We start from the raw sequence: 23,470 nt of genomic DNA, 5'->3' as shown, positions 1-23,470 counted from the left end.
CGATGGAAAAGCAAGAGAAATTAGATGAATTCTATGATGAGCCACATCACTTTAAAAATGAAGTAGCAATATTAAGAACTCTTGCCTTAGCCTGTGGAATGACAGAAACTTACAAATGGAGTTTCCCCACATATATGGTAGATAATAAAAATATCATCGCCATAAACAAATTCAAAAACCACTTCGGAATCTGGTTCTTTAACGGAGTGTTTTTAAGTGATTCGAGAAATGTATTAGAAAATGCACAAGAAGGAAAAACCATGGCAATGCGACATTGGAAATTTTCTTCACTTGAAGCTATCGATAAAAAGGAAATTACAGCGTACTTAACGGAAGCTATAGAAAATCATAAGAAGGGATTAGAAATAAAGGTAAATAGAAAGCCGAAAACAAAAATTGTCATTCCTACTCACCTATCAATTACACTTGAAAACAACGAGGACATAAAAAATGCTTTTAACAAATTAACCTATTCAAAACAAAAAGACTATGCCGAGTACATTGCAACCGCCAAACAAGAGAAAACAAAACTATCTAGATTAGAAAAGATAGTTCCGTTGATATTAGCTGGCAGGGGAATACATGACATTTACCGAAAAAATTATTTATAATGTGGGCAGCTTCCATCCATTATGATAATTAGCTTTTAAGAATTGATTAGCTTCTTCATTTTTAAATTGCCCTGTAGTTTCATCCCAATAAATTCTATTTCCTGTCTTAAAGGCAACATTACCCATATGCGATACCAAAGCAGCATCATAACCTACTTTTATAGGTGCATTCAATTTAGAATTATCTCTACTTTTGACCGCATCGATAAAATTCTGTGTGTGTAAATCTAATCCACTAAGTCCACCATTATCATATGTCATCGCTTCCATTTTTGGAATACCATCTTTACCCCAACCTTTAAATTCATTTTCAGGAATAACCTCCCAGCCACCTCTATCTAAAACAAGGGTGCCATTATTACCTATAAAAGCAATGCCATGATTTCGACCGTAATTACCACCATCAATACCTGTTGCATGTTCCCATAGAATTGAGAATCCGTCATACTCATATACTGTTTGTAATGTATCCGGAGTTTCTGATGCATCGTTCGGGTACGCAAATTTACCACCTAAAGCCATTACAGATTTAGGAGTTTCAGCCTTCATACCATACAGAGCATAATCCATTAAATGAACTCCCCAATCGGTCATTAATCCGCCTGCATAATCCCAAAACCATCTAAAATCGAAATGAAATCTATTCTTGTTAAATGCTCTTTCTGGTGCAGGACCCAGCCACATTTTATAATCAACTCCCGCAGGAGCAGCACTATCAGCTACTACAGGCACAGGTTTCATCCATCCTTGGTATGCCCAAGCTTTTGCCAAACGTATTTCGCCCAATGCGCCCGTATGCACATATTTAATAGCGTCTACAAAATGCGGTTGACTACGTTGCCACTGCCCAATTTGTACCATTCTATCTCGAGATTGCACAAAATCTAGCATAATGTTCGCTTCTTGCACAGAGTTAGCAATTGGCTTCTCACAGTAGACATCTTTACCTGCCTGCAACGCATCTGTTAATTGTAGACAATGCCAATGATCTGGTGTACCAATGATAACTACATCAATATCTTTGTTCTCATATAGCTTTCTATAATCGCTATACCACTTTGGTTTTCTAATTCCTGCTTTTTCCAAATCGGAAGTTCTCTCTCTTAGCACATTCTCATCAACATCACACAGAGCAATAACATTAATTTCGCTCATTTTTAGAAAAGAACTCAAATCTGAAAACCCCATTCCTTTACAACCTACCAAACCCACATTTATAGTATCGTTTGCCCCAACTTTCTTTCGCATCATTGATAACAATTCCATAGGAAACATAAACGATGCTCCAGTCATTAACAATCCTGCAGTTCCTTTTCTTATAAAATTTCTTCTATTTTGTAGCATGTTATTGATTTAAGTGCACTTAAATATAACACAATTGAGCAAAAAAAAACACCGATGTTTCCATCGGTGTTTTTTATATGAATTCAGAAAGAATTACTTTTTCTCTGGAGCGTTTAATTTAGCGCTCATTTCCATGGATATGGCAGATCTATCAAACTTTAACTTCCCGGCCATTGTTTCCAATACACAAGAAAAATCATTGTCGTTCAAATCTACTACTTTACCGTGCAGACCACTTTTGGTAATAACACGATCACCACGTTTTAATTCTGCTGAAAATTTCTTTTCATCCTTCTGTCTTTTCATTTGAGGTCTGATCATAAAAAAATATGCGACCACAAAAATTAAAATCATCGGAAGAAACTGCCCTATATCACCCATGTTTGGTATATCTGTAATTTATAATTATTTAACAGGTCCTAATGGAGCTGCTCCTTTTGGGTTAACGAAAGCTTTGATTCTTAAAAGCTCAGAACCTTTTTCAGTGTTAGCCGTAACTGTAATAGTTTTAGTAACCTGGTTTTGTCCAGAACCATTGAAATTAACTTTCAACTCACCTTTTTCACCTGGTGCAATAGGATCCTTTGGAGGATTAGGAACTGTACAACCACAGCTACTTTTAGCATCGGTAATAATTAATGGGGCATTACCAGTATTGGTAAATACAAATACAGTCTCTTGTGGAGTACCTTGCTCAATTGTACCAAAATCATGCTCTGCCTTCTCGAAAGACATTACAGGTACTGCTTTAGCAGCCTCATCTCTTACCGCAGCCTCTGCTACATTATCAGTTTTAATTTTACTTGATGCGTTGTCTTTACAAGAAGTAAAAGCTACCATTGATACAAGACCAACAATTAGAACTATTTTTTTCATACTATTTAGATTTATCAATTATTTGTAAAATTATAAAATATTTTTATAATAGACCTCTTCCGATCTTGTTAAGCTTTCCTTCTGACTTGTATTCTTTAGTAAGCTTATCGAGAATTCCGTTTATAAATATGCTACTTTTTGGTGTAGAGTATTCTTTAGCAATTTCTAAATACTCATTTATGGTTACCCTTTCTGGTATAGAAGAAAAATGTAACAACTCGCAAATAGCCATTTTTAATAATATACTATCAATACCTGCGATACGATCTTTATCCCAATTCGGCGTTTTACCTTCAATCTCTTTTTCTAATGCATCGTTCTTTAATAATGTTCTAGATAGCAATTGCATGGCAAAAGTCATATCATCATCATCTTTCAACAAACTTGGCAAAAAGTAAGATTCTGGGTGTACTTGTTTTGCCTTCTTTAAATGCTTTAATATAAAGGTATTAACAATAGGTATATCATCTACCCAAGTTAACTTATCATCTTCAAAGTAATCGTAAATTTTATCGTTGGGGGCTATAATGTTCTTAAACAAGTTCAGCACTAATTCTTTATCTGCCGCATAGTCGCTTTCAGGTGTAGACATGTATTCTTGATATGCCTCGCTCTCGATAATCTCTTTATAGATAAGTTTTACATACTCTTCGTTCAAGTACCAGTTATCTAACTTTCTATGAGTAATTTCTTCCTCTAAAGTCTTGTTCTCAACAATTTGCAACAGCAATCTGTTTTGAATAAACTTTTTAGGATTAGAAAATTCTTTCTTTTTGTCGTTAATGTATTTATTAGCAGATAAAGATATCTGGTCTGCTGCCCTTTTTTGTATCTCTACAAAAAGACTTAGCCACAACAAGTATAGCGTATAGGTATTTTCTATGCTTACTTTTAAAAACTTCTCTTGTTTTTGTAACGAATCATCTTTAGATTGAATGAGTGCGTATATGCTCTGCATTACCTTAACCCTAATGTGCCTTCTTGTAAGCATTTGAAAGAACTTATTTAATATATTAGTAAATTACCTTGGGGACAAGCCCGCGAGGCATTGAATTTAAAACATAATTAATATTTCCACGCAAGCGCCTTTCAGGCAGGCGTCGAAGCTTTTAAATCTCGATTATCGAGTAAATAAAGCCGCAAAGGTAAGTATCTATTTAAAGGGTCACAATAGCAATCGTATTTATCTTAGCTTATTTATAACATATCGTTTTAGGTCAAAAAACTATCTTTGCCCATAGAAATTTATACTATTACCTTTTCTACTACTTATGAAAGAACTTAAGCATCTAAATAAATACTTCAAAAAATACTGGCTTAAGCTTTTTTTCGGGATTATAATTACTGTAATAGCCAGGCTATTTCAATTGATCATGCCGTCTTACGTCAATAATTCTATTACCGTAGTTGAGCAATATATAAAAGCTGAAATAGAAAAATCTACCGCGCAAGATTTGTTAATGGAGTACATACTAATAATAGTAAGCGCCGCTTTATTATCTGGATTCTTCACTTTTTTAATGCGTCAATTAATTATCAATATTTCGAGATATATAGAATACGACCTTAAAAACGAAATATTCGATCACTACCAAAAATTAAGTCTCAACTTCTATAAGAAAAATAGAACTGGAGATTTAATGAACAGAATAAGTGAAGATGTAAATGAAGTACGTATGTATGCGGGTCCGGCTATTATGTACGGCATACAGACACTTACTTTATTTGCCTGTTTAATTCCACTAATGTTTATCAAAGCACCTACTTTGGCTGCGTACACCTTATTACCATTGCCTTTTTTATCTGTTTTAATTTATCAAATAAGTAAAGTAATACACAAGCGAAGTACCATTGTACAGCAATATTTATCTACGCTATCAACTTTTACACAAGAAATATTTTCAGGTGTTTCGGTTATTAAAGCATATGCGTTAGAGCCACAAACTAATAAAGATTTAGAAAAACTTGCCATTGAAGGAAAGGAAAAGAGTGTTAGTCTGGCAAAAGTAAATGCTTGGTTTTTCCCTCTAATGATACTATTAATAGGTATCAGTAATATTTTGGTCATATATATAGGAGGAAAACAATATTTGGCGGGTGAAATTGAAGTTGGCTTAATTGCGGAGTTTATATTGTACGTAAACATGTTAACGTGGCCTGTTGCAATTGTAGGATGGCTCACATCTATCGTTCAAAGAGCTGCTGCAAGTCAAGAACGTATCAACGAATTTTTAAATCAGGAGTCAGAAATTAAAAACACGCCCACTCACGAGCATACGGTAAAAGGAAAAATTGAGTTTAAAGATGTTGATTTTACTTATCAAGATACCAACATCAATGCCTTAAAGCACTTATCGTTTACTATAAACGAAGGGGAGACCACAGCTATTATTGGCAAAACAGGATCAGGCAAATCTACAATTCTAGATTTAGTTGCCAGGTTATACGATACTACATCGGGTGAAATTTTAATAGATAACGAGCCAATTAAAAATATTGACCTAACCAGTTTAAGAGAATCTATTGGGGCAGTACCACAAGATGCATTTCTATTTTCTGATAGTATAAAGAACAATATTAAATTCGGAAAAGAAGACGCTACAGACCAAGAAATTATTGACATCGCAAAAGATGCCGTTGTTCACGAAAACATAATGGGCTTCTCTAAAAAATACGATACGGTATTAGGTGAAAGAGGTATTACGTTAAGTGGCGGACAAAAGCAGCGTGTGTCGATTGCAAGAGCATTAATTAAAAAACCGCAAATTTATTTGTTCGATGATTGTCTTTCTGCTGTTGACACAGAAACAGAAGAAGAAATTTTAAGCAACCTTAAAAAAGCTTCTAAGAATAGAACTACATTAATTGTAAGTCACAGGGTTTCTTCGGCAAAAAATGCCGATAAAATATTGGTGTTAGATGACGGCAGACTCATTCAAGAGGGTACGCACGACGAATTAAATACTCGAGAAGGGTATTATAAAGACCTCTATAGCAAACAGCTCTCAGAGAAAGAAAGTTAGAAAATTGTTGTCGGATAACGATTTTTTTTTCATTTTTGATAGCATAACGACACTAAACATTAGAAATGAGCGAAAGAGATTTATCAGATCAGGAAGAAATTCACTCCAAAGTTTTACGCGCAGGTAGAAGAACGTACTTTTTCGATGTAAGAAGTACTAAGGCAGGGGACTATTATTTAACGATTACAGAAAGTAAGAAATTTACACATGACGATGGTTCGTTCCATTATAAGAAGCATAAAATCTATTTATATAAAGAAGACTTCGACGCCTTTAAAGAAAATGTAGAAGAAATGATGGATTTCATCATCAACGAAAAAGGTTCTGAAGTAATTTCTGAAAGACATCAAAAAGATTTTAAGAAAGAAGATTCTGAAACAGAAGTTGAAATACCAGTAGAAAACACCTCTACTACTTCTAGTTTTACAGATGTTCGTTTCGAAGACATCTAATTTTAAAACTATCTTTTAAAAAATTAACGACTCTTTTTAAGGGTCGTTTTTTATTTTCTGGGTATTTGATAATTACTTTAATGCATACTTCACCATCCATAAATTTAGTAAAGTCAAAATACAGATACCACCTATTGCAATATATGACGTAAATACTATTGCTATAACCGCAAAAACAAAAATCATATAAATAAGATAAGATATCATCGCAAACGCAAACCTGAACGTACCCAAAAATTCATCTTCGAGTACTTTTGGCTTTACCCATAATCTCCAAATTATTATTACTGGGTAGTTTAGAAATGCAAACAGCCAACTAAATAAATTGAACTTTCGCTTTTCTGAGACTGGCATATTTGAGCTATCTATACCTGGCTGGGTTAGTACTTTTATTTTTTCGTTGACAGAGGTAGGATTAAGAAAATCAACCTTTTCTGCTTTTAACCTATTTAAAATGGCATCGTAATCTTCATCAATTAGAATATGAGTAGTCAAATTTTCTAGACTTGACGAAATCTGATTTTTTATATTTATGGAAGAAGTATTCAAATCATTCCCATCAAATAAACTTCTTGCCGAAATTGGTTTTCCGTAACATATAGTCACCTCATCAGGAAAATGAGCTGCGTGCTTATAATTAAACCCAACAGGTATCAATTGAACATCTAACGCTGGGTACATTTCAAAAGTTCTAAAGAGTATTCTTGTAAAACCTTTACTCAATGGTCTAACCCTACGCTGTAAATTATGATTGGCTTCAGGAAACAAAAGCAAGGCTTCACCCCTATTTAAAATTTCTGCACATGAATTAAAAATAGCGTCATTATTAGAAAGCGTATCTCGACCGTCGCGCATTCTGTAAATTGGCAACATTTGAAAATATGAAAAAATACGTTTTAGCAATTTACCCTTAAAAACATCTGAACGGGTTAGAAAGTACGGTTTTCGATTACAATCTGTAGCAATCAACAATACGTCAATCAATGCACTTTGATGATTAGGCAGAAACATTACAGGCTTATCTTTTGGTATATGCTCCAACCCTGAAATAACAATTTTCTTATGGTAGCCGTAGAGCCCTGTTTTTACTACAGATTTTACTAACGAATATAGAATTGTACTCACGCTAACGTCTCTTTAACAACTGGTTTTCTTTTCCAAAAAGCAGCCAAAATTAACCCCGAAACTATATGCCAAATTCCCCAAAAGGCCGCAAGAAGAGCCATACCTCCTAATCCGTCAAAAAAAGTAAAAATCAATAACAATCCTAATCCAGAATTCTGAATTCCTGTTTCTATGGTTATGGATCGAACACTATCTTCTGGTAATTTAAAAATTCGACCAAGGCTATACCCTGTAGACAATGCTATTAGATTATGAATTAAAACAATCCAAAAAACATAAAAAATATAATCCATAAAGATGACTCGGTTATTGTATAAGGCAATAAATACCAAGCCAATGAAAAATACCAAAGACACTATTTTAAGCTTCTTAGCAATTTTTAAAGCTAACACCGGATTTTTGTAATTCACATACATACCTAATAATAAAGGCAGACCCAAAAGCAAAAAAACCAATTTTATCATTTCGATAGGTGATATGGTTATATCTTGAATAAGCCTAGAACTAGGCTCGTACAACATTGAATAAAAATGAAAATTCAATGGTGTCATTAGAACCGCTAACATAGTAGCAATGGCAGTAAGACTAACAGATAATGCCGTATTTGCTTTAGATAAATAAGATATAAAATTAGAAATATTGCCGCCTGGGCAAGCAGCCACCATAAACATACCCAAAGCTATACTGGGCAGCGGTTCTATAATATAAACAAGTAAAAAGGTTATTGCTGGCAGAATAATAAATTGGCTACATAACCCAACTAATAAAGACTTAGGTTTTGACCAAAGGGGCTTAAAATCTGATATTGAAATTTCTAAGGCTACGCCAAACATTACCAAACTTAAAACAATGTTCATTATCCATAATGAACCTGAATCAAAATTTATATGAATGTTATCTAAGATAGTATCAGTCAAAAAATTAGGAAATTTTTAGTCCGTTTGGCACTTTCATTTGAGGTTGAAGCAGCACCACCGAACTATTGTCTACAGCACCTAATATAAGACATTCACTCATAAAATTGGCAATTTGTTTTTTCGGAAAATTAATAACAGCAGTCACTTGAAGTCCGATCAACTCCTCTTTAGTATACTTTTCTGTAATTTGGGCAGATGTTTTTCTCACTCCTATTTCTTCACCAAAATCTATATGTAACTTGTACGACGGATTTCTAGCCTCAGGAAAGTCTAGAGCGGCTATGATCGTGCCTACCCTCATATCTATTTTACTAAAATCTTGCCACGAAATAGGTTCTTCCATTAGCTCAATTTAAGCTTTTCTATTAAATCTTTAGGTACATTGCCTGCATACATGCCATATGCATCTACTAATAAGCCCTTTTCACCAGTAATCGTTTCAATAACATATAATATAGTGTTATCATCGGGGTTGCTCATACCTTCGAAACGATAGAATTTTACAACATTTAATTCTGTAGCGTTATGAATATTCTTCTTGCTTTTATTTTCTATACCGGCATCACACAGATTAAAATCTTCGGTGTAACCTTCTTTTTGCAAAGCTTTAATTGCGATAGATAAAGAAATATATGAATTTTCCATAATAGTCATTTTTATAGTTTTATGAACACTATAAAGAAAAGACAAGGGTAATAAATTCGTTAACTTAGTACCATAAATTATTAATTGATATGGCAAGAACAGAAAGCAAAATGTTGGCATTAGGTACCGTTGCACCAGAATTTAGTCTGTTAGATACGGTTAGTAAAAAAACCATGAACCTTCACTCTTTAAATGGTAGTAAAGGAACGGTCATCATGTTTATCTGTAACCACTGTCCGTTTGTTATTCATGTAAATCCCGAACTAACTAAAATGGCTTTAGAATATCAAAAAAAGGGTATTCATTTTATTGCCATATCTAGTAATGATGTGGAGAACTACCCCGAAGATGGACCACATTACATGAGAATAAAGGCAAAAGCCGAAAATTATACGTTCCCTTATTTATATGATGAAGATCAATCTGTAGCCAAAAAATATGATGCTGCTTGTACTCCCGATTTTTATCTTTTTAATAAAGGGTTAAAATTGGTTTACAGAGGTCAATTAGACGACTCTAGACCGGGTAACGGATTGCCATTAACTGGCAAAGATCTTAGAGATGCCATTGAAAACCTATTAAAAGGCGAAGAAATTAATTCTATTCAAAAACCTAGTATTGGTTGTAATATAAAATGGAAATCTAACGCTTAAATACAATAGCTTTTTATTTTAAATTATGGAGAATAATATTCAGTTTGTACTACTGAAGCCAGAACTTTACAACGCGTATATTGAAATAGGTACCAAAGCCTATAATCAACATTACAAACATCTTTGGCCTAATGGCGACACAACTACCTATATTAAAAACAGTTTTACCGAAGAAGTACTCTTAAATGAAGAGCAAGACGAAGACACTGTTCTATATCTTATACAGACAAATTCGACATACGTGGGTATTCTAAAAATTACCCTGCACAAAAAACTACAAGAGTATAGCCAAGCCGATGCATTATACCTTGACAAAATCTATATTCTTAACGAATTCTCTGGAAAAGGTTTAGGCTCTAAAAGTCTAAAATTTGTTGAGCAAATTGCTATAGACTATTCTAAAAAGGCCATTTTTCTAGAGTCTATGCAAAAAGGTCTAGCACTACCCTTTTACTTATCACATTCTTATACAATTGTTGCGAACACTCAAGTACCGTTCAACAATGTTATTGAAGAAGAAAAACCAATGTATTTACTACAGAAGAATTTGTAAGTATTCTACCAACCTTTTCTATCTACCAAATTTTGAATATGTGCCAAATGGTGGTTACTGTGCCATGCATATTTACCAATATTTTCGGCAACTGAAACATTAACACTACCCTCTGGGTGAATATAACTTTTCTCAAAATCTGCCGATTCAAGGTGATTTAATAAAAAGACCAGTTTAGCATGCAATGCCTTTAAATAAGAAAGCGATAAAGAAATTGGTGCTGTTTTGGCATCTATAAGTTCGCTCCACAATTTTTCTTCATAAACTTTTATAAGCGGTCTATTCTCCGTCAATGCCCATTTAAACCGAGTATAACTATGGTGATGACTATCTGCCATATGGTGTACTACTTGCCTAACCGTCCATCCACCTTCTCGATAAGGCGTATTTAACTGTTCTTCAGAAAAATCATGTACCAGATTTGACAAACGTTTAGGCAATGTATCTAATATAGTTATCCAATTTGCAATATCATCTTTCGAAATATGCTCAGGACATTTAAAAAGACCAATCGGGTACTTTAATTTTTCTAATTCTTCCATGTACTAAATGTAAAAATTTTAATAGACTTTTAACCTAAAACCTACCCACAACATTATATAATCTACTAATTTTATAGGATAATAAAATAAATATACAAAATCATAATTTTATGGCAACAATACGTTTAGGTGATAAAGCACCAAATTTTACTGCAGATAGCTCAATGGGCACTATTAATTTGTACGATTACCTAGGTGATAGTTGGGGAATATTATTTTCTCACCCTGCAGATTTCACTCCCGTTTGTACTACAGAGTTAGGTACGGCGGCAAAATTCAAAGATGAGTTCGATAAAAGAAATGTAAAGATGATTGCGCTAAGTGTTGATGGTGCAGCGTCACATGCAGAATGGATAAAGGATATTAATGAAGTTCAAAACACAGTTGTAAACTTTCCAATCATTGCAGATGAAGATAAAAAGGTATCTCATTTATATGATATGATACACCCAAATGCAGATAATAACCTAACAGTACGTTCAGTTTTTATAATTGCACCAGATAAATCTGTAAAGTTAACTTTGACTTACCCAGCATCAACTGGAAGAAATTTTTACGAATTGCTAAGAGTTATAGATTCTTTACAACTTACTGCATACCATAAAGTTGCTACACCGGCGAACTGGGAAAAAGGTAAAGAAGTGGTGGTTAGCCCCGCAATATCTACTGCTGACGCAAAAGATATGTTTTCTAAAGGAGTTACCGAGGTAAAACCATATTTGAGAATGACACCAGACCCTACTGCATAGTTCTAAAAATGGGTTCATCCTCAATACATTAGACAAAAATTGTTAACCTTAAGATAACATATAAGATTTTAAGTTTTTAAACAAAAAAAAACTATCTTCGTGCTTTAATTAATATTTAATTTTTCTATTATGAGTAAAGGAACAGTAAAATTCTTCAATGATTCTAAAGGTTACGGATTTATCACTGAAGATGGTTCAAACGAAGATCATTTTGTACACATTTCTGGCTTAATCGATGAAGTTCGTGAAGGTGATGTTGTAGAATTTGAACTACAACAAGGTAAAAAAGGATTAAACGCCGTTAATGTGAAGGTACTTGACTAGGTAACGATTTAACTTTTTTATAGTTTAAAACCCGAACCAATTGGTTCGGGTTTTTTTATGCTTATTTTTTTTAAAAAATTTGTTCAATTAAAACGCAACCTTTTACCTAAATACATATCTATAGATTAAACAAGAACGGTTCCCCGACCTTATACATGTATTTATGACCACATTTTTGACCGTATTTTTAGTGTTGATGTTTGTTAATGTAGTATTGCTTTTAGGAAGTTTTATTACCCGCAAAAAATAATCATCAAATAAAAAACACCTATATCATTACAATACAGGTGCTTATCTATAATTTTGAAGTGGTTTCTTAACCCACTTTCATTAACTCTACATCAAATATCAATGTGGCATCAGGTGGTATTACCCCGCCAGCACCAGCCGACCCATATGCTAAGTCTGAAGGAATTACGAAACGTGCCTTATCACCAACTTTTAATAATGAGATACCTTCATCCCAACCTGGTATAACTTGACCGATACCCAATTGAAAATCAATTGGAGAATTACGCTTGTAAGATGAATCAAAAACCTGACCATCTAGAAGTGAACCTTCATAATGCACAGAAACTTTTTTTCCTTTCTCAGCTTGCGCTCCACTACCTTTCTGAATCATTTTATAACGAAGACCAGAGGGTGTAGATTCAAAACCTGCAGCAACTTTATCTAGCTCAGCCTCTTGCTTTGCTTTTTCTTTCGCTAATCTTACTTCACCAGAGGCGTTAAAATCTTCATAAGCCTTTAATGCGTCCCACTTTTGGGCAGCATCACCAACTCTTACAATTTCTAAAGATTCAATAAAATCATCTTGTGCTATAGCATCTACAACATCTTGACCAGACTCAACTTTACCAAAAATAGTATGTTTGTTATCTAACCAAGGAGTTGGCACATGCGTAATAAAAAACTGGCTACCATTAGTACCCGGACCCGAATTAGCCATTGAAAGCACACCAGGTGCATCATGCTTTAATTCTGGGTGAAATTCATCATCAAATTTATAACCGGCGTCACCAGTACCTCTACCTTGAGGGCAACCACCTTGGATCATAAAATCAGGAATAACCCTATGAAATTTTAAACCATTATAATAAGGCTCACCTTTACCTTTGGCACTATTTTCTTTATCACCTTCTGCTAAGGCTACAAAATTCCCAACTGTACCAGGAGTTTTATCATGAGTTAATTTTACTAGTATTTCGCCTTTATTTGTATTGAACTTGGCGTAAATTCCTTCTTCCATTTTAATATTTTTAAGTATGCAGCAAAGGTAAAGAAATTTAACGATTTGTACATTTCGTCTAGTTCAAAACCGAAAAACTGTTGCAGAATATTTTATTTAATTAGAATCCGTATTTGTCTACCAAGTATACCAAACTTGCCATAGAAGCAGCACCTAACTGTAGTTCGCGTCTATTTACATGTTCAAAAGTATCGTTCTCGGCATGATGATGGTCAAAATAACGTTGAGAATCTGGTCTTAACCCTGCAAGAACTAATCCTTCTTGTTTTAAAGGACCAATATCTGCACCACTAAATCCTTTTTCAAAAGAGTGAATTAGGTAAGGCTCAAAAAGATTTTTCCAGGTCAATATTTTCTCAAAGTTCTTATCCGAACTATCGATAGTAAATCCGCGAGGTGTAAATCCGCCAGAATCACTTTCTAAAGCGAATATGTGTTTCTCGTTATTGGCTTTGGCAACTTCGGCATATTTGTTACCACCTCTTAATCCGTTTTCCTCATTCATAAAAAGAACAACTCTAACGGTATGTTTGGGTTTATAACCAGTTTTTTTGAAAAGATTTAAAACCTCCATACTTTGAACACAACCGGCACCATCGTCATGAGAACCATCGCCTAAATCCCAAGAATCTAGGTGCCCGCCAACTACGATTACCTCTTCAGGTTTCGTTGTGCCTCTAATTTCTGCGATAACATTGAATGACTCTACATCATTAAATTGCTTACAATTTTGTTTGAAATAAAAATTAATTTCAGGATTCAATTTTAACGAAGTACTCAATAATTCAGCCCCATTGGTACTAATTGCAGCAGCAGGTATTCTTTCTGATTCCGGCTGTTCCCCATAACCCATTGAACCCGTATGCGGGTAATCATCTAATCGCAGATTCAACGAGCGTACAATTACACCCAATGCACCGTATTTAGAAGCTTCTTCTGCACCGGCATAACGCTGATCAACACAATTAGAATATGCAGTAAAGGTATCTATCTGGGTAGCATCCATCGGTTTATTGAAGAATACGATTTTACCAGAAATTTTATCCTTTCCTAAAATAGCCAACTGCTCTATACCATCAACTTCAATAATATTTGCTTTAATACCCTGTTGCGGAGTGGGTACTGAACCACCTAATGCACAAATAGCAACGTTCGTAGTTGCCCCTGGCGAAGTTTCGTAATAAGCAAATTCAGGTGTGCCCCTAACCCACTTAGGTACCATAACCGGTTGCAACCAAACTTTATCAACGCCTAAAGAATCTAATTGAGACTTTGTATAATTGACAGCTTGTTGAGCCTGTATAGATCCCGATAGTCGCCCACCAATTTGATTCGATAAATAATTCAACCAATTATAACCAGCACCTTCTGTCAATGCTACATCATAAAGTTTCTTTATCTGTTCTTGATCTGTATTTTGTGACGACCCCACATATGTGAAAGCGATAACAAATAAAAGCGCAAGTTTACTATTCACTTTGTAGTTGTTCTTCATAGCTGTCTAAATTAGCCATTATTTTTTCGCTCAACATAGGCTCTTTGATATCTTTGTATTTTTTTAACGATTCTAATAAAATAGAGGCGATAATTATTCTTGTTGCTTTCTTATTATCTGCAGGCACTACAAACCATGGCGCATGATCGTGGGTTGTTTTAGAAATAGCTTCTTCGTAACAATGTTGGTACACGTTCCATAATTTACGCTCTTTTAAATCTCCTGGAGAAAATTTCCAGTGTTTTTCTTTTAAGGCAAGCCTTCTTAATAAACGTTGACGTTGCTCTTCTTTAGAGAGATTAAGAAAGAACTTAAATATTAAGGTTCCGTTTTCGGCAAGATGGCGTTCAAAATCATTGATCTGTTCAAATCTTTTATCCCAAAATTTCTGATCAATATCTTCTACCGTATGTATACCCGGTATATGTTCATTTAAAATATATTCTGGGTGCACTCTAGTTACCAATACATTTTCGTAATGGGTTCTATTAAAAACGCCAAATTTACCTTTTGCAGGCAATACTAAATAATGACGCCAAAGATAATTATGGCTCAGTTCTAATTCTGTAGGTACTTTAAAACTATGCACCTCTACACCACTAACATTAAAATCTTTAAACACCTCTCGTATTAAACTATCTTTACCAGCGGTGTCCATACCTTGTAGGCATACCAGAATACTATATTTACCGTGGGCATATATAGTGTCTTGAAACTCCCCTAGTTCTCTTCTAATTTTTGATAGTTCTTTTTTCAGTTCCTTTTCAGACTTACCAAAATCTTCAAAAGTCTCATTATCAGAGATTTTAAAGTTCTTATTGGTTCTATAATTGTCTACTTTTATTTTATCCATTCTGAAATATAAAATTTAATAGTTATGAATACTAATTTGGCAACAAAAGCTAAGTAATATAATTCTCACAAATTCCGTTCATCCTAATTGATGTGTATTGTATCGAAAATAATATTTTCAACAAGGTAAAGGATATAAATTTATCGGTGTAAGATCCCAAATCTTACATCTAAAATACCTACTTATGAAGAAAAATATCTTTTTTTTCTGTGCTATTGCACTACTATCCTTATCCTCCTTCAGCTCGAATGTAGAGTGCGAATATGCAAATTCTAATATGGGTTATGCGAAATCGCAAATCAATGCAGCATTACAAACACAAGATATAAATCAAGCACGATTTTATGCTTACAAAGCGCTAAGTGCTTTAGAAAAATCTAAGAATCAATTAAATGTTTGTGGCTGTAAATATGCAAAAGAAAGCATGCTTGAAAATATAGAAGTATTATTACTTGCTACGAAATCTACTACATTAGAAGGTACTATTAATTATTTGAACGCATCTATAGAACTAACAAACAATACTATCTTAGTCTTAGAATCTCACGATACTCATGAAAGTGCCTATACTAGCGACGCACTTTCGGTGAACACAAATTCAACACCAATTAGCAAAGTATCGTATAACAAGAGCTTGTTCGAAACTATTGATATTTCTCTAGAAAAGTATCGTATCTCACTTGATAAAGTAGTTGAGAGCGTAAACTGTAAAGATGCAACCGCATTCGCCCGTAGAATTCACGATGAATGTGAAGCTCAATTACTAAAACCGAATATTTCGGAAGGAAGTAAATATTACAACTTACGCACCAAAGAAATTACCCAAGAAGCATTGAATAAAATTGGTAATTGCGCTGCTACTAAATAATCATTAAAGACTACTTGCTGGCAAACAATTTTACATCATCTTCTGAAACCACTTGACCGCCAAGTATAATTAAACGTTCTACAACATTTCGAAGTTCACGAATATTACCTGTCCAATCATAGGCTTTCAACAATTTAATTGCCGTATCAGAAAAAGTTTTGGCAGCCATACCTTGCTCTTCTGTAATTTTATTTGAAAAATGTTCTATTAATAACGGAATATCATCGCGTCTATCATTAAGACTGGGTACTTGTATAAGAATAACTGCCAACCTGTGGTATAAATCCTCTCTAAAATTACCTTCTTCAATTTCCTTTTTTAAATCTTTATTGGTAGCTGCGATTACACGCACATCGACTTTAATATCTTTATCTGAACCTACACGCGATATTTTACTTTCTTGAAGCGCTCTAAGTACTTTTGCTTGGGCAGAAAGACTCATATCACCAATTTCATCTAAGAAAATCGTGCCTTTATTAGCAGTTTCAAATTTACCAGCTCTATCTTTTACTGCCGATGTAAATGCCCCTTTTACATGCCCGAACAACTCACTTTCTATTAATTCTGATGGTATAGCAGCACAGTTCACTTCAATAAATGAACCTGAACTTCTAGCGCTTTTTTCATGTAACCAATGTGCTACAAGTTCTTTACCCGTACCATTAGATCCTGTAATTAGAACACGAGCATCTGTTGGCGCAACTTTCTCTATCATTTCTTTGATAGTACCTATTTCGCTACTATCGCCGATCATTTCGTAATTCTTACTTACTTTTTTCTTCAAGTTTTTATTCTCTACAACAAGAACTTTTCTATCTAAAGCATTTCTAACAGTAGTAAGCAGTCTATTTAAATCTGGCGGTTTTGAGATATAATCGAAGGCGCCTAACCTCATTGTATTTACCGCAGTATCTAAATCCCCGTGTCCAGATATCATTATAAACGGAATTTCAGGTTTAATCTTTCTTGCAGCTTCAAGTACCTCTACGCCATCCATCTTAGGCATTTTTATATCGCAGAGCACCAAATCATAGTCGTTATTTTTAATAGTTTCAATACCTTTTAATCCGTCTTCAGCCTCCTCTACAGAGTATGAATCGTTTTCTTCGGATAAAATTTTGACCAATACCCTTCTAATGGCCGCTTCATCTTCTATTACTAATATTTTTGACATAACTGCTTTTTAAATTCCTATTCTTATTCCTGTTCTAAAATAAAGACCCGATGCATCGTTCAATGTAAAAATGTCATCTCTATCTTCATTACGTAATGCACTATTTTGATAAATAGACCGACCACCTATAAAGTAAACGGACATATCTTTAGTTATCTTATACTGATACCCTAATGTCAATAATAATGCCGTAGAAGAAACATCGGTAGATAAATTATTACCCGGCAACAAAATATCGTTTTGAATATTTACATAATACCCATCTAAAAATATTTCGGTCTGAAAGAAATGTCCTTTTTTAGTAAAGTACTTCATACCTGATTTTGGAACCCCTAACGTGTAAGACCAGTTAGGATGAAATCGTTTCTCGAAATACACAAACGGCAAAGGAACATCTATTGGCGAAGTACCATTATATGAAATACCTAAAACCAACATATAGGGTTTGTCTACATCTTTTATATTTTTATATGCCCCAGCGGTATAGTTCATATTAAAATCTTCTTTCTGTAATTCTTGTACAAAATTCGAAGACCATCTTGGCGTTACAACACCTATTAATCGCCAAGTTTCACTCAACTTATACATGTATGCCAAGTTTAAATCTAGTACATGAAACTTATTTAAATCTCCTGAATTTGGGAATAAATCATCTGGTACTTCGAAGTTATATCTATTATACTCTGCACCCAACACCAAAAAATCTTTTTTATCGCGAACCGCAATAGGTACGTTCAAAACCAATTTTATTCGTGAGGTTTCAACATCGCCACTATTTTCTGGCATTAGCATATATTCTAACCTAAAAACATCTGGAGTTTGCGCTACCATTGAATTCATAGAAAAAATCAACAAGCCGATATACAGAAATAGTCTGCTATGCTTTATCATTATTCTCTGCATTTGAAACATTACTATGCTTAAAGGGACCCTGTTGAAACAGGTGAATATCTCTTTGAGGAAATGGTATCGAAATATTATTTTTTCTAAAAGCGGCATCGATTTTATAACGCACTTCACTTTTTACACGTGGATCAGTAAAACTATCTGTAATATAAAAGTTCACTGCAAAAATTAAAGCCGAGTCTCCAAAATCTTCAAAAATGACAAATGGTTTCGGACTCTTTAAAATATTTCTTTGCGATTTAACAACTTCTAAAAGCAAGTTAGTCACCAATTCAATATCGCTACCATAAGCCACACCCACACGTACTAATTCTCTTGTCGTTTTATGATTCTGGGTATAATTATAAACGATATCACTAATGAATTTATGATTTGGTATTATTATCACTTTATCGTCTCTGGTAATAGCTCTTGTGGTACGTAATTTAATTTCAAACACCTTACCTACCTTATTATCTATTTCTATAATATCACCAACCCTTAATGACTTATCTACAATAATGAAAATACCACCAATGATATCTTGAAAAATTTCTTGTAAAGCCAACCCAAGTCCGACGAATAATGCTGCCGATGCAGTAATAAGAATGGTAATATTTATACCAGCCGCACTCATTGTAAAAAGTATGACTATAACATATACCAGATATTTAATAAACTTAAAAATGCTGATAAACTTGAGTTTATCATCGGCTTCCATTTTTCTTGTAAAAAACCGACGTATTCCCTGTAGAATAGTACTAGTCAATAAAAAAGCCACAGTAAGTAATAATAGTAGCCCTATGGTTATATTTATAGACTTATCACCTTCGCCGAAATGATAACCTAGGTCTAAAAATTTCTTTATAGACCCCCAAATATCATCTTCTATTATTTCTTTTATTTTCTCTGTACTTTCTTGGATCATGACGAATATTTAAGCCACTTATACAATTCTTTATAGCTTGGTTTTTTACCATACATTAAAATACCTACGCGGTATATTTTTGCGGCCACCCAAACAATACCAATAAAAGTACCTATTAATATTAGAATTGATGTAATCAATTGCCAAACCGGTACGCCACCTTCACCAATACCCCAGGGCAAACGCATTAACATTACTATAGGTGATGTCAAAGGAAAAAGGGAAAATGCAACAGCTATAGGTCCGTTCGGATTGCTGAATACAGAAAAGAACCCCACATAAATCGCAAGCATTAATGGTAGAATTACGGGAAAAATAAATTGTTGCGTATCGGTTTCATTATCCACTGCAGCACCAATAGCAGCGTAAATAGAGCTATAAATCAAATAACCCAAAACGAAATAGACAATGAAAAAAAACAGCATCGCAAAAATGGGCAAATCAAAAATTTCTTGAGCGTATAATTGAATATTTTGAGTAAGGGCATCAACATCTACATTTGCACCATTAGCCATGCCCGGTGCCATACCGCCACCTTTGGTTAAACTAGCAGGGTCAATATCGAAAATAGCCAGACCGATAAATAGCAAAATAGCGCCAGAGACGATCCAAATTGCAAATTGGGTAATACCTGCCAAAGAGGTACCTATAATTTTACCCATCATTAAATGAAATGGTTTTACAGAAGATATAATCACTTCGATAATTCTACTCGTTTTTTCTTCAATAACACTTCGCATTACAAAACCGCCATATATTATAATGAACATCATAATTAAATACCCAAAAGCGCCACCGATTATCGCTTTGATTTCATTAATACCCTTTATATTTTGATTACCATCGAATGTTTCAATATTAATATTGTAACTGCGATCCATTTCAGCATATTCTTTTGGCGACAACCCCATTTCACGCAGTCTTTCTTGCCGTAACCTGCCGGTAATCGAATTTTCTAATTTGTCTAGAATTGTAGCACTTGGTGCATCTTTACTATAAAAGAATGCACGTTGAGCAACTTGCTCTAAATCAGGTTCGTCTGGTAAATAAATAAGTCCGTAAAAGCCTAAACTAAGGGTAGAATCTTTAGCAGCAGCCAATGAAATATCTCTGAAATTTATATAGGACGTAGCTTCTGATGTTACAAATTCATTTGCAAAATAGCCACTATCGTTTAATACACCTATGACCTTTTTGTCATTATCATTTAACTGGGTTAAATATGCGATCAACAAAATCATACCAACCATTAAAAAAGGACTCAAAAATGTCATAACGACAAAAGACTTATTTCTAACCTTCGCGATATATTCCCGTTTTATAATTAGAGGTAACTTATTCATTGTCCAGATTTTTATTTTGGATGGTCTTAATAAAAATGTCATTTGCAGAAGGTATTGTCTCTACAAAACCATTTACATTGGCTCTAGTACCTAAGAAAGATAAAATTTCGCTAGACTGGTTAGAAGGTAACTGAACGGTTAGGTTCAATTGTTTTTCAATGCTATTATACTCTTGGGTAAGCACATCAAACTTATCTTGCATTTCTCGCACAAGTACTTCTTGATTATCGGTCTCTAAACCAATTTTAAAAATATTGTTCTTATAGGCTTTCTTAATATCTGATAGTCTGCCGTCCAATATTTTTTCCGACTTATGAATCAAGGCGATATACTCGCATAATTCTTCAACAGATTCCATTCTATGGGTAGAAAAAATTATAGAGGTACCTTTTTCTTTTAAGCTTAAGATCTGCTCTTTTATAATATTGGCGTTAATAGGATCAAAACCACTGAACGGTTCGTCAAAAATCAATAGTTTTGGCTCGTGCAGTACGGTAACCACAAACTGTATTTTTTGCGCCATACCTTTAGAAAGTTCCTGTATTTTTTTGTTCCACCAATCGCCAATTTCCAATCTTTCGAACCAATACTTTAGGCGTTTTTTTGCTTCATCTTTAGACAAACCTTTTAGCTGAGCAAGATAAAGTGCCTGCTCACCCACCTTCATGCTTTTATACAAGCCACGTTCTTCGGGCAAATAACCAATCTGTGCAATATGTTCAGATTTCAATAGTTCGCCGTCAAAATAAACGGACCCCTGATCAGGATATGTAATTTGATTTATTATACGTATTAACGTGGTTTTACCAGCCCCATTCGGACCCAGTAAACCATAAATACTATTCTTAGGAATTTCGAGGGAAACGTTTTTTAATGCGGTATGGCTCCCAAACTGTTTGGTGACATCTTTAGCGACCAAAATGTGACTCATGTACTCAATTTATTCAAAGATATTGAAATGTTTCGACTAGCTATGCTCTTTATGATTCCTTTATAAAACAACATTTTAAATCAATGGGAAGAGAAGTCATTTTTGACCTAAAAAGCAAAACCCACCCTTGATAAATCAAGGATGGGAAAAAAATTGCTATGAAAAAGAAAATTAATATTGGTTGCCCAATATTATCTCAAATATACGTTTTTTATTTAAAAACAAAATATTTTGATCTATGAGAACATATCTTTAACTTTTTCAAAAAATGACTTATCAGATTTCTCTGGTTTAGGCTCAAAATTATCATTGCCCTGCATTTTTTCAAAAAACTCTTTCTGCTCTTTATTTAATTCTTTAGGTGTCCAAACATTTACATGCACCAATATATCACCGGCACCATAACCATTTAAACTAGTAATACCTTTACCCCTAAGTCTAAGTATTTTACCAGATTGAATACCCGCTTCTAACTTAATACGAACTTTGCCACCTACTGCATCAATTTCTTTCGAAGTACCTAAAACGGCTTCTGAAATACTTACATAAAGATCATAATGTAAATTATCACCTTCCCTTTTAAGTGTGCTATGTTCTTGAGTTTCTATGGCAACCAATAAATCTCCTGGCACTCCGTTTCCTGGAGCATCATTACCTTTATTAGGTACTTTTAACTGCATACCTTCTTCTACACCTGCCGGTATATTGATAGAAACCGTTTCTTCGACAACCTTTAGACCTTGTGCATCTGCATCGCCAGGTTTACCATCTAAAATTTGACCACTACCACCACAAGTACTACAAACAGCAGCTGTTTGCATTCTACCTAATATAGTATTCTGAATTTTGGTAACCTGACCTCTACCATTACAAGTAGAGCATGTTTTATAGGTAACCCCTTCAGCCTGGACTTTTCGTTTTACCTTAACTTTTTTCTCGACACCATTTGCAATCTCCTCTAGCGTCAATGATACTCTAATACGAAGATTACTCCCTTTCACTCTTCGTTGACCACCGCCACCGCCGAAGCCACCAAAGCCCCCGCCGCCGAAGCCGCCGCCGAAAATATCACCAAATTGGCTGAAGATATCATCCATATTCATACCGCCACCGCCAAAACCGCCGCCACCGCCGCCTTCAAAGGCAGAATGACCGAACTGATCGTAACGAGCTTTCTTATCGGCATCACTTAATATTTCATAAGCTTCTGCAGATTTTTTGAATTTCTCTTCGGCAGAACTATCGCCCGGATTTTTATCTGGGTGATATTGCAACGCCTTTTTACGGTATGCTTTCTTTATTTCTGCAGCAGTTGCACTCTTACTGATGCCTAATACTTCATAATAATCTTCCTTCATTCCAATTTTTTAATTTCCTACTACTACTTTTGGATGCCTAATAATACGATCGCCCAACTTGAAACCTTTTTCAATAACGTCGATAATTTTACCTTTCATCTTTTTGTCAGGTGCTGGTATTTGAGTTATTGCTTCATGTATTTCTGCATCGAAAACATCGCCGGCATTAGCCTCTACCATCTCTAGACCTTTATTTTTAAGGGTCTCTCTAAGCTTAACATTAATCAGTTCAATACCGGTAAAAGCATCTTTATCATCTGACTTTGCCAATTCTTTCATAGCTCTATCAAAATCATCTAAAACTGGTAACAACGAAACAATTACTTCTTGCCCAGCAGTCTTAAATAAATCCATACGCTCTTTAGAAGTACGTCTTTTATAATTCTCAAATTCTGCAAATAGTCTTAAAAACTTATCTTTTTCTTTTGCTAGTTCGTCGCTAAGCGTTTCTTCTACCGACTTTTCTTCCTCTTCCTCTTCATTCTCTAGCTTTTGTTCTTGACCTTCGCCATCTAATAGCGCATCTTCCAAGAATTCATCATCCAAAGTGTTTTCTTTATCACTCATAATTT

The 23,470-nt window shown here is 34.4% G+C and carries 27 protein-coding genes; 8 read left to right on the top strand and 19 right to left on the bottom strand.

Annotation, left to right across the window (positions count from 1 at the left end; genetic code table 11):
- Positions 1 to 2 precede the first annotated feature (2 nt).
- Positions 3 to 611 (top strand): YdeI/OmpD-associated family protein, encoded by a 609-nt coding sequence (locus ACPF9A_RS15605; RefSeq protein ID WP_423998398.1) that lies wholly within the window; start codon positions 3 to 5, stop codon positions 609 to 611.
- On the opposite strand, the gene ACPF9A_RS15600 is transcribed toward ACPF9A_RS15605, so the two are convergent.
- The 4 genes from ACPF9A_RS15600 to nusB form a co-directional block, all read right to left on the bottom strand.
- Positions 606 to 1,955 carry a Gfo/Idh/MocA family protein gene (locus tag ACPF9A_RS15600; protein WP_423998397.1) on the bottom strand — a complete coding sequence of 450 codons (1,350 nt, stop codon included), beginning with the start codon at positions 1,953 to 1,955 and terminating at the stop codon, positions 606 to 608. The genes ACPF9A_RS15605 and ACPF9A_RS15600 overlap by 6 nt on opposite strands.
- Before the next feature lie 93 nt (positions 1,956 to 2,048).
- Entirely contained in the window at positions 2,049 to 2,336 is a 288-nt protein-coding gene (yajC, locus tag ACPF9A_RS15595) for a preprotein translocase subunit YajC (protein WP_068486194.1), read from the bottom strand.
- Between the two features lie 24 nt (positions 2,337 to 2,360).
- Positions 2,361 to 2,831 (bottom strand): DUF1573 domain-containing protein, encoded by a 471-nt coding sequence (locus ACPF9A_RS15590; RefSeq protein ID WP_423998396.1) that lies wholly within the window; start codon positions 2,829 to 2,831, stop codon positions 2,361 to 2,363.
- A gap of 43 nt (positions 2,832 to 2,874) precedes the next feature.
- Positions 2,875 to 3,822, bottom strand: a complete 948-nt coding sequence (gene nusB / locus ACPF9A_RS15585) for a transcription antitermination factor NusB (RefSeq protein WP_423998395.1) — start codon at positions 3,820 to 3,822, stop codon at positions 2,875 to 2,877.
- 280 nt (positions 3,823 to 4,102) lie between these two features.
- Here nusB and ACPF9A_RS15580 point away from each other — a divergent pair, with 280 nt between their 5' ends.
- Together ACPF9A_RS15580 and ACPF9A_RS15575 are read left to right on the top strand one after the other, a co-directional pair.
- Positions 4,103 to 5,854 (top strand): ABC transporter ATP-binding protein, encoded by a 1,752-nt coding sequence (locus ACPF9A_RS15580; protein WP_423998394.1) that lies wholly within the window; start codon positions 4,103 to 4,105, stop codon positions 5,852 to 5,854.
- Positions 5,855 to 5,919: 65 nt separating this feature from the next.
- Complete coding sequence (locus tag ACPF9A_RS15575; protein WP_423998393.1) at positions 5,920 to 6,306, top strand: PUR family DNA/RNA-binding protein; 387 nt, start codon at positions 5,920 to 5,922, stop codon at positions 6,304 to 6,306.
- 72 nt (positions 6,307 to 6,378) lie between these two features.
- On the opposite strand, the gene ACPF9A_RS15570 is transcribed toward ACPF9A_RS15575, so the two are convergent.
- Genes ACPF9A_RS15570 through ACPF9A_RS15555 form a run of 4 tightly spaced genes read right to left on the bottom strand, consistent with a single transcriptional unit; the run spans position 6,379 to position 8,993 of the window.
- Positions 6,379 to 7,431 (bottom strand): lysophospholipid acyltransferase family protein, encoded by a 1,053-nt coding sequence (locus ACPF9A_RS15570; RefSeq protein ID WP_423998392.1) that lies wholly within the window; start codon positions 7,429 to 7,431, stop codon positions 6,379 to 6,381.
- Entirely contained in the window at positions 7,428 to 8,348 is a 921-nt protein-coding gene (locus ACPF9A_RS15565) for a bile acid:sodium symporter family protein (RefSeq protein WP_423998391.1), read from the bottom strand. The genes ACPF9A_RS15570 and ACPF9A_RS15565 overlap by 4 nt, the downstream gene beginning before the upstream one ends.
- A gap of 4 nt (positions 8,349 to 8,352) precedes the next feature.
- Positions 8,353 to 8,691 carry a tRNA-binding protein gene (locus tag ACPF9A_RS15560; protein ID WP_423998390.1) on the bottom strand — a complete coding sequence of 113 codons (339 nt, stop codon included), beginning with the start codon at positions 8,689 to 8,691 and terminating at the stop codon, positions 8,353 to 8,355.
- Positions 8,691 to 8,993: a phosphoribosylpyrophosphate synthetase gene (locus ACPF9A_RS15555; protein ID WP_423998389.1), complete on the bottom strand. Its 303-nt coding sequence runs from the start codon at positions 8,991 to 8,993 to the stop codon at positions 8,691 to 8,693. Before ACPF9A_RS15555 ends, ACPF9A_RS15560 begins: the two co-directional genes overlap by 1 nt.
- 89 nt (positions 8,994 to 9,082) lie before the next feature.
- Between ACPF9A_RS15555 and ACPF9A_RS15550 the strand changes: the two genes are divergently transcribed.
- Positions 9,083 to 9,646: a thioredoxin family protein gene (locus ACPF9A_RS15550; RefSeq protein ID WP_423998388.1), complete on the top strand. Its 564-nt coding sequence runs from the start codon at positions 9,083 to 9,085 to the stop codon at positions 9,644 to 9,646.
- A gap of 25 nt (positions 9,647 to 9,671) precedes the next feature.
- Positions 9,672 to 10,199, top strand: a complete 528-nt coding sequence (locus ACPF9A_RS15545) for a GNAT family N-acetyltransferase (RefSeq protein ID WP_423998387.1) — start codon at positions 9,672 to 9,674, stop codon at positions 10,197 to 10,199.
- 5 nt (positions 10,200 to 10,204) lie between these two features.
- On the opposite strand, the gene ACPF9A_RS15540 is transcribed toward ACPF9A_RS15545, so the two are convergent.
- The gene (locus tag ACPF9A_RS15540) at positions 10,205 to 10,741 is read right to left on the bottom strand and encodes a YfiT family bacillithiol transferase (protein WP_423998386.1); all 537 of its coding nucleotides are present in this window, start codon (positions 10,739 to 10,741) and stop codon (positions 10,205 to 10,207) included.
- 110 nt (positions 10,742 to 10,851) lie between these two features.
- On the opposite strand from ACPF9A_RS15540, the gene ACPF9A_RS15535 reads away from it, so the two are divergent.
- Positions 10,852 to 11,490, top strand: coding sequence for a peroxiredoxin (locus ACPF9A_RS15535; RefSeq protein WP_423998385.1), 639 nt, complete (start codon positions 10,852 to 10,854; stop codon positions 11,488 to 11,490).
- Positions 11,491 to 11,619: 129 nt separating this feature from the next.
- Positions 11,620 to 11,814, top strand: a complete 195-nt coding sequence (locus ACPF9A_RS15530) for a cold-shock protein (protein ID WP_068486174.1) — start codon at positions 11,620 to 11,622, stop codon at positions 11,812 to 11,814.
- Positions 11,815 to 12,130: 316 nt separating this feature from the next.
- Here the strand turns inward: ACPF9A_RS15530 and ACPF9A_RS15525 are convergent, their stop codons facing one another.
- The 3 genes from ACPF9A_RS15525 to ACPF9A_RS15515 all read right to left on the bottom strand — a co-directional run bounded on the left by ACPF9A_RS15525 (position 12,131) and on the right by ACPF9A_RS15515 (position 15,411).
- On the bottom strand, positions 12,131 to 13,063 hold the full coding sequence (locus ACPF9A_RS15525) for a peptidylprolyl isomerase (protein ID WP_423998384.1): 933 nt from the start codon (positions 13,061 to 13,063) through the stop codon (positions 12,131 to 12,133).
- Positions 13,064 to 13,163: 100 nt separating this feature from the next.
- On the bottom strand, positions 13,164 to 14,558 hold the full coding sequence (locus ACPF9A_RS15520; RefSeq protein WP_423998383.1) for a M20/M25/M40 family metallo-hydrolase: 1,395 nt from the start codon (positions 14,556 to 14,558) through the stop codon (positions 13,164 to 13,166).
- Positions 14,533 to 15,411 (bottom strand): PPK2 family polyphosphate kinase, encoded by an 879-nt coding sequence (locus ACPF9A_RS15515; protein WP_423998382.1) that lies wholly within the window; start codon positions 15,409 to 15,411, stop codon positions 14,533 to 14,535. The genes ACPF9A_RS15520 and ACPF9A_RS15515 overlap by 26 nt, the downstream gene beginning before the upstream one ends.
- 184 nt (positions 15,412 to 15,595) lie before the next feature.
- On the opposite strand from ACPF9A_RS15515, the gene ACPF9A_RS15510 reads away from it, so the two are divergent.
- Positions 15,596 to 16,279 carry a hypothetical protein gene (locus ACPF9A_RS15510; protein WP_423998381.1) on the top strand — a complete coding sequence of 228 codons (684 nt, stop codon included), beginning with the start codon at positions 15,596 to 15,598 and terminating at the stop codon, positions 16,277 to 16,279.
- 10 nt (positions 16,280 to 16,289) lie between these two features.
- On the opposite strand, the gene ACPF9A_RS15505 is transcribed toward ACPF9A_RS15510, so the two are convergent.
- The 7 genes from ACPF9A_RS15505 to ACPF9A_RS15475 all read right to left on the bottom strand — a co-directional run bounded on the left by ACPF9A_RS15505 (position 16,290) and on the right by ACPF9A_RS15475 (position 23,465).
- A complete protein-coding gene (locus ACPF9A_RS15505) occupies positions 16,290 to 17,453 on the bottom strand; it encodes a sigma-54-dependent transcriptional regulator (protein WP_423998380.1) in 1,164 nt (387 codons plus the stop codon).
- 9 nt (positions 17,454 to 17,462) lie between these two features.
- Complete coding sequence (locus tag ACPF9A_RS15500; protein ID WP_423998379.1) at positions 17,463 to 18,344, bottom strand: DUF6268 family outer membrane beta-barrel protein; 882 nt, start codon at positions 18,342 to 18,344, stop codon at positions 17,463 to 17,465.
- Positions 18,331 to 19,266, bottom strand: a complete 936-nt coding sequence (locus ACPF9A_RS15495; protein WP_423998378.1) for a mechanosensitive ion channel family protein — start codon at positions 19,264 to 19,266, stop codon at positions 18,331 to 18,333. The genes ACPF9A_RS15500 and ACPF9A_RS15495 overlap by 14 nt, the downstream gene beginning before the upstream one ends.
- Complete coding sequence (locus ACPF9A_RS15490) at positions 19,263 to 20,609, bottom strand: ABC transporter permease (protein WP_423998377.1); 1,347 nt, start codon at positions 20,607 to 20,609, stop codon at positions 19,263 to 19,265. The genes ACPF9A_RS15495 and ACPF9A_RS15490 overlap by 4 nt, the downstream gene beginning before the upstream one ends.
- On the bottom strand, positions 20,602 to 21,540 hold the full coding sequence (locus ACPF9A_RS15485) for an ABC transporter ATP-binding protein (RefSeq protein ID WP_423998376.1): 939 nt from the start codon (positions 21,538 to 21,540) through the stop codon (positions 20,602 to 20,604). Before ACPF9A_RS15485 ends, ACPF9A_RS15490 begins: the two co-directional genes overlap by 8 nt.
- 236 nt (positions 21,541 to 21,776) lie before the next feature.
- Positions 21,777 to 22,898, bottom strand: coding sequence for a molecular chaperone DnaJ (gene dnaJ / locus ACPF9A_RS15480; RefSeq protein ID WP_423998375.1), 1,122 nt, complete (start codon positions 22,896 to 22,898; stop codon positions 21,777 to 21,779).
- Between the two features lie 9 nt (positions 22,899 to 22,907).
- Entirely contained in the window at positions 22,908 to 23,465 is a 558-nt protein-coding gene (locus ACPF9A_RS15475; protein WP_423998373.1) for a nucleotide exchange factor GrpE, read from the bottom strand.
- Between the last annotated feature and the right edge of the window lie 5 nt (positions 23,466 to 23,470).

It is taken from the genome of Maribacter sp. IgM3_T14_3 (assembly GCF_049603095.1).
GTDB lineage: Bacteria > Bacteroidota > Bacteroidia > Flavobacteriales > Flavobacteriaceae > Maribacter.
This window is presented reverse-complemented; position numbering and strand designations above follow the sequence as displayed.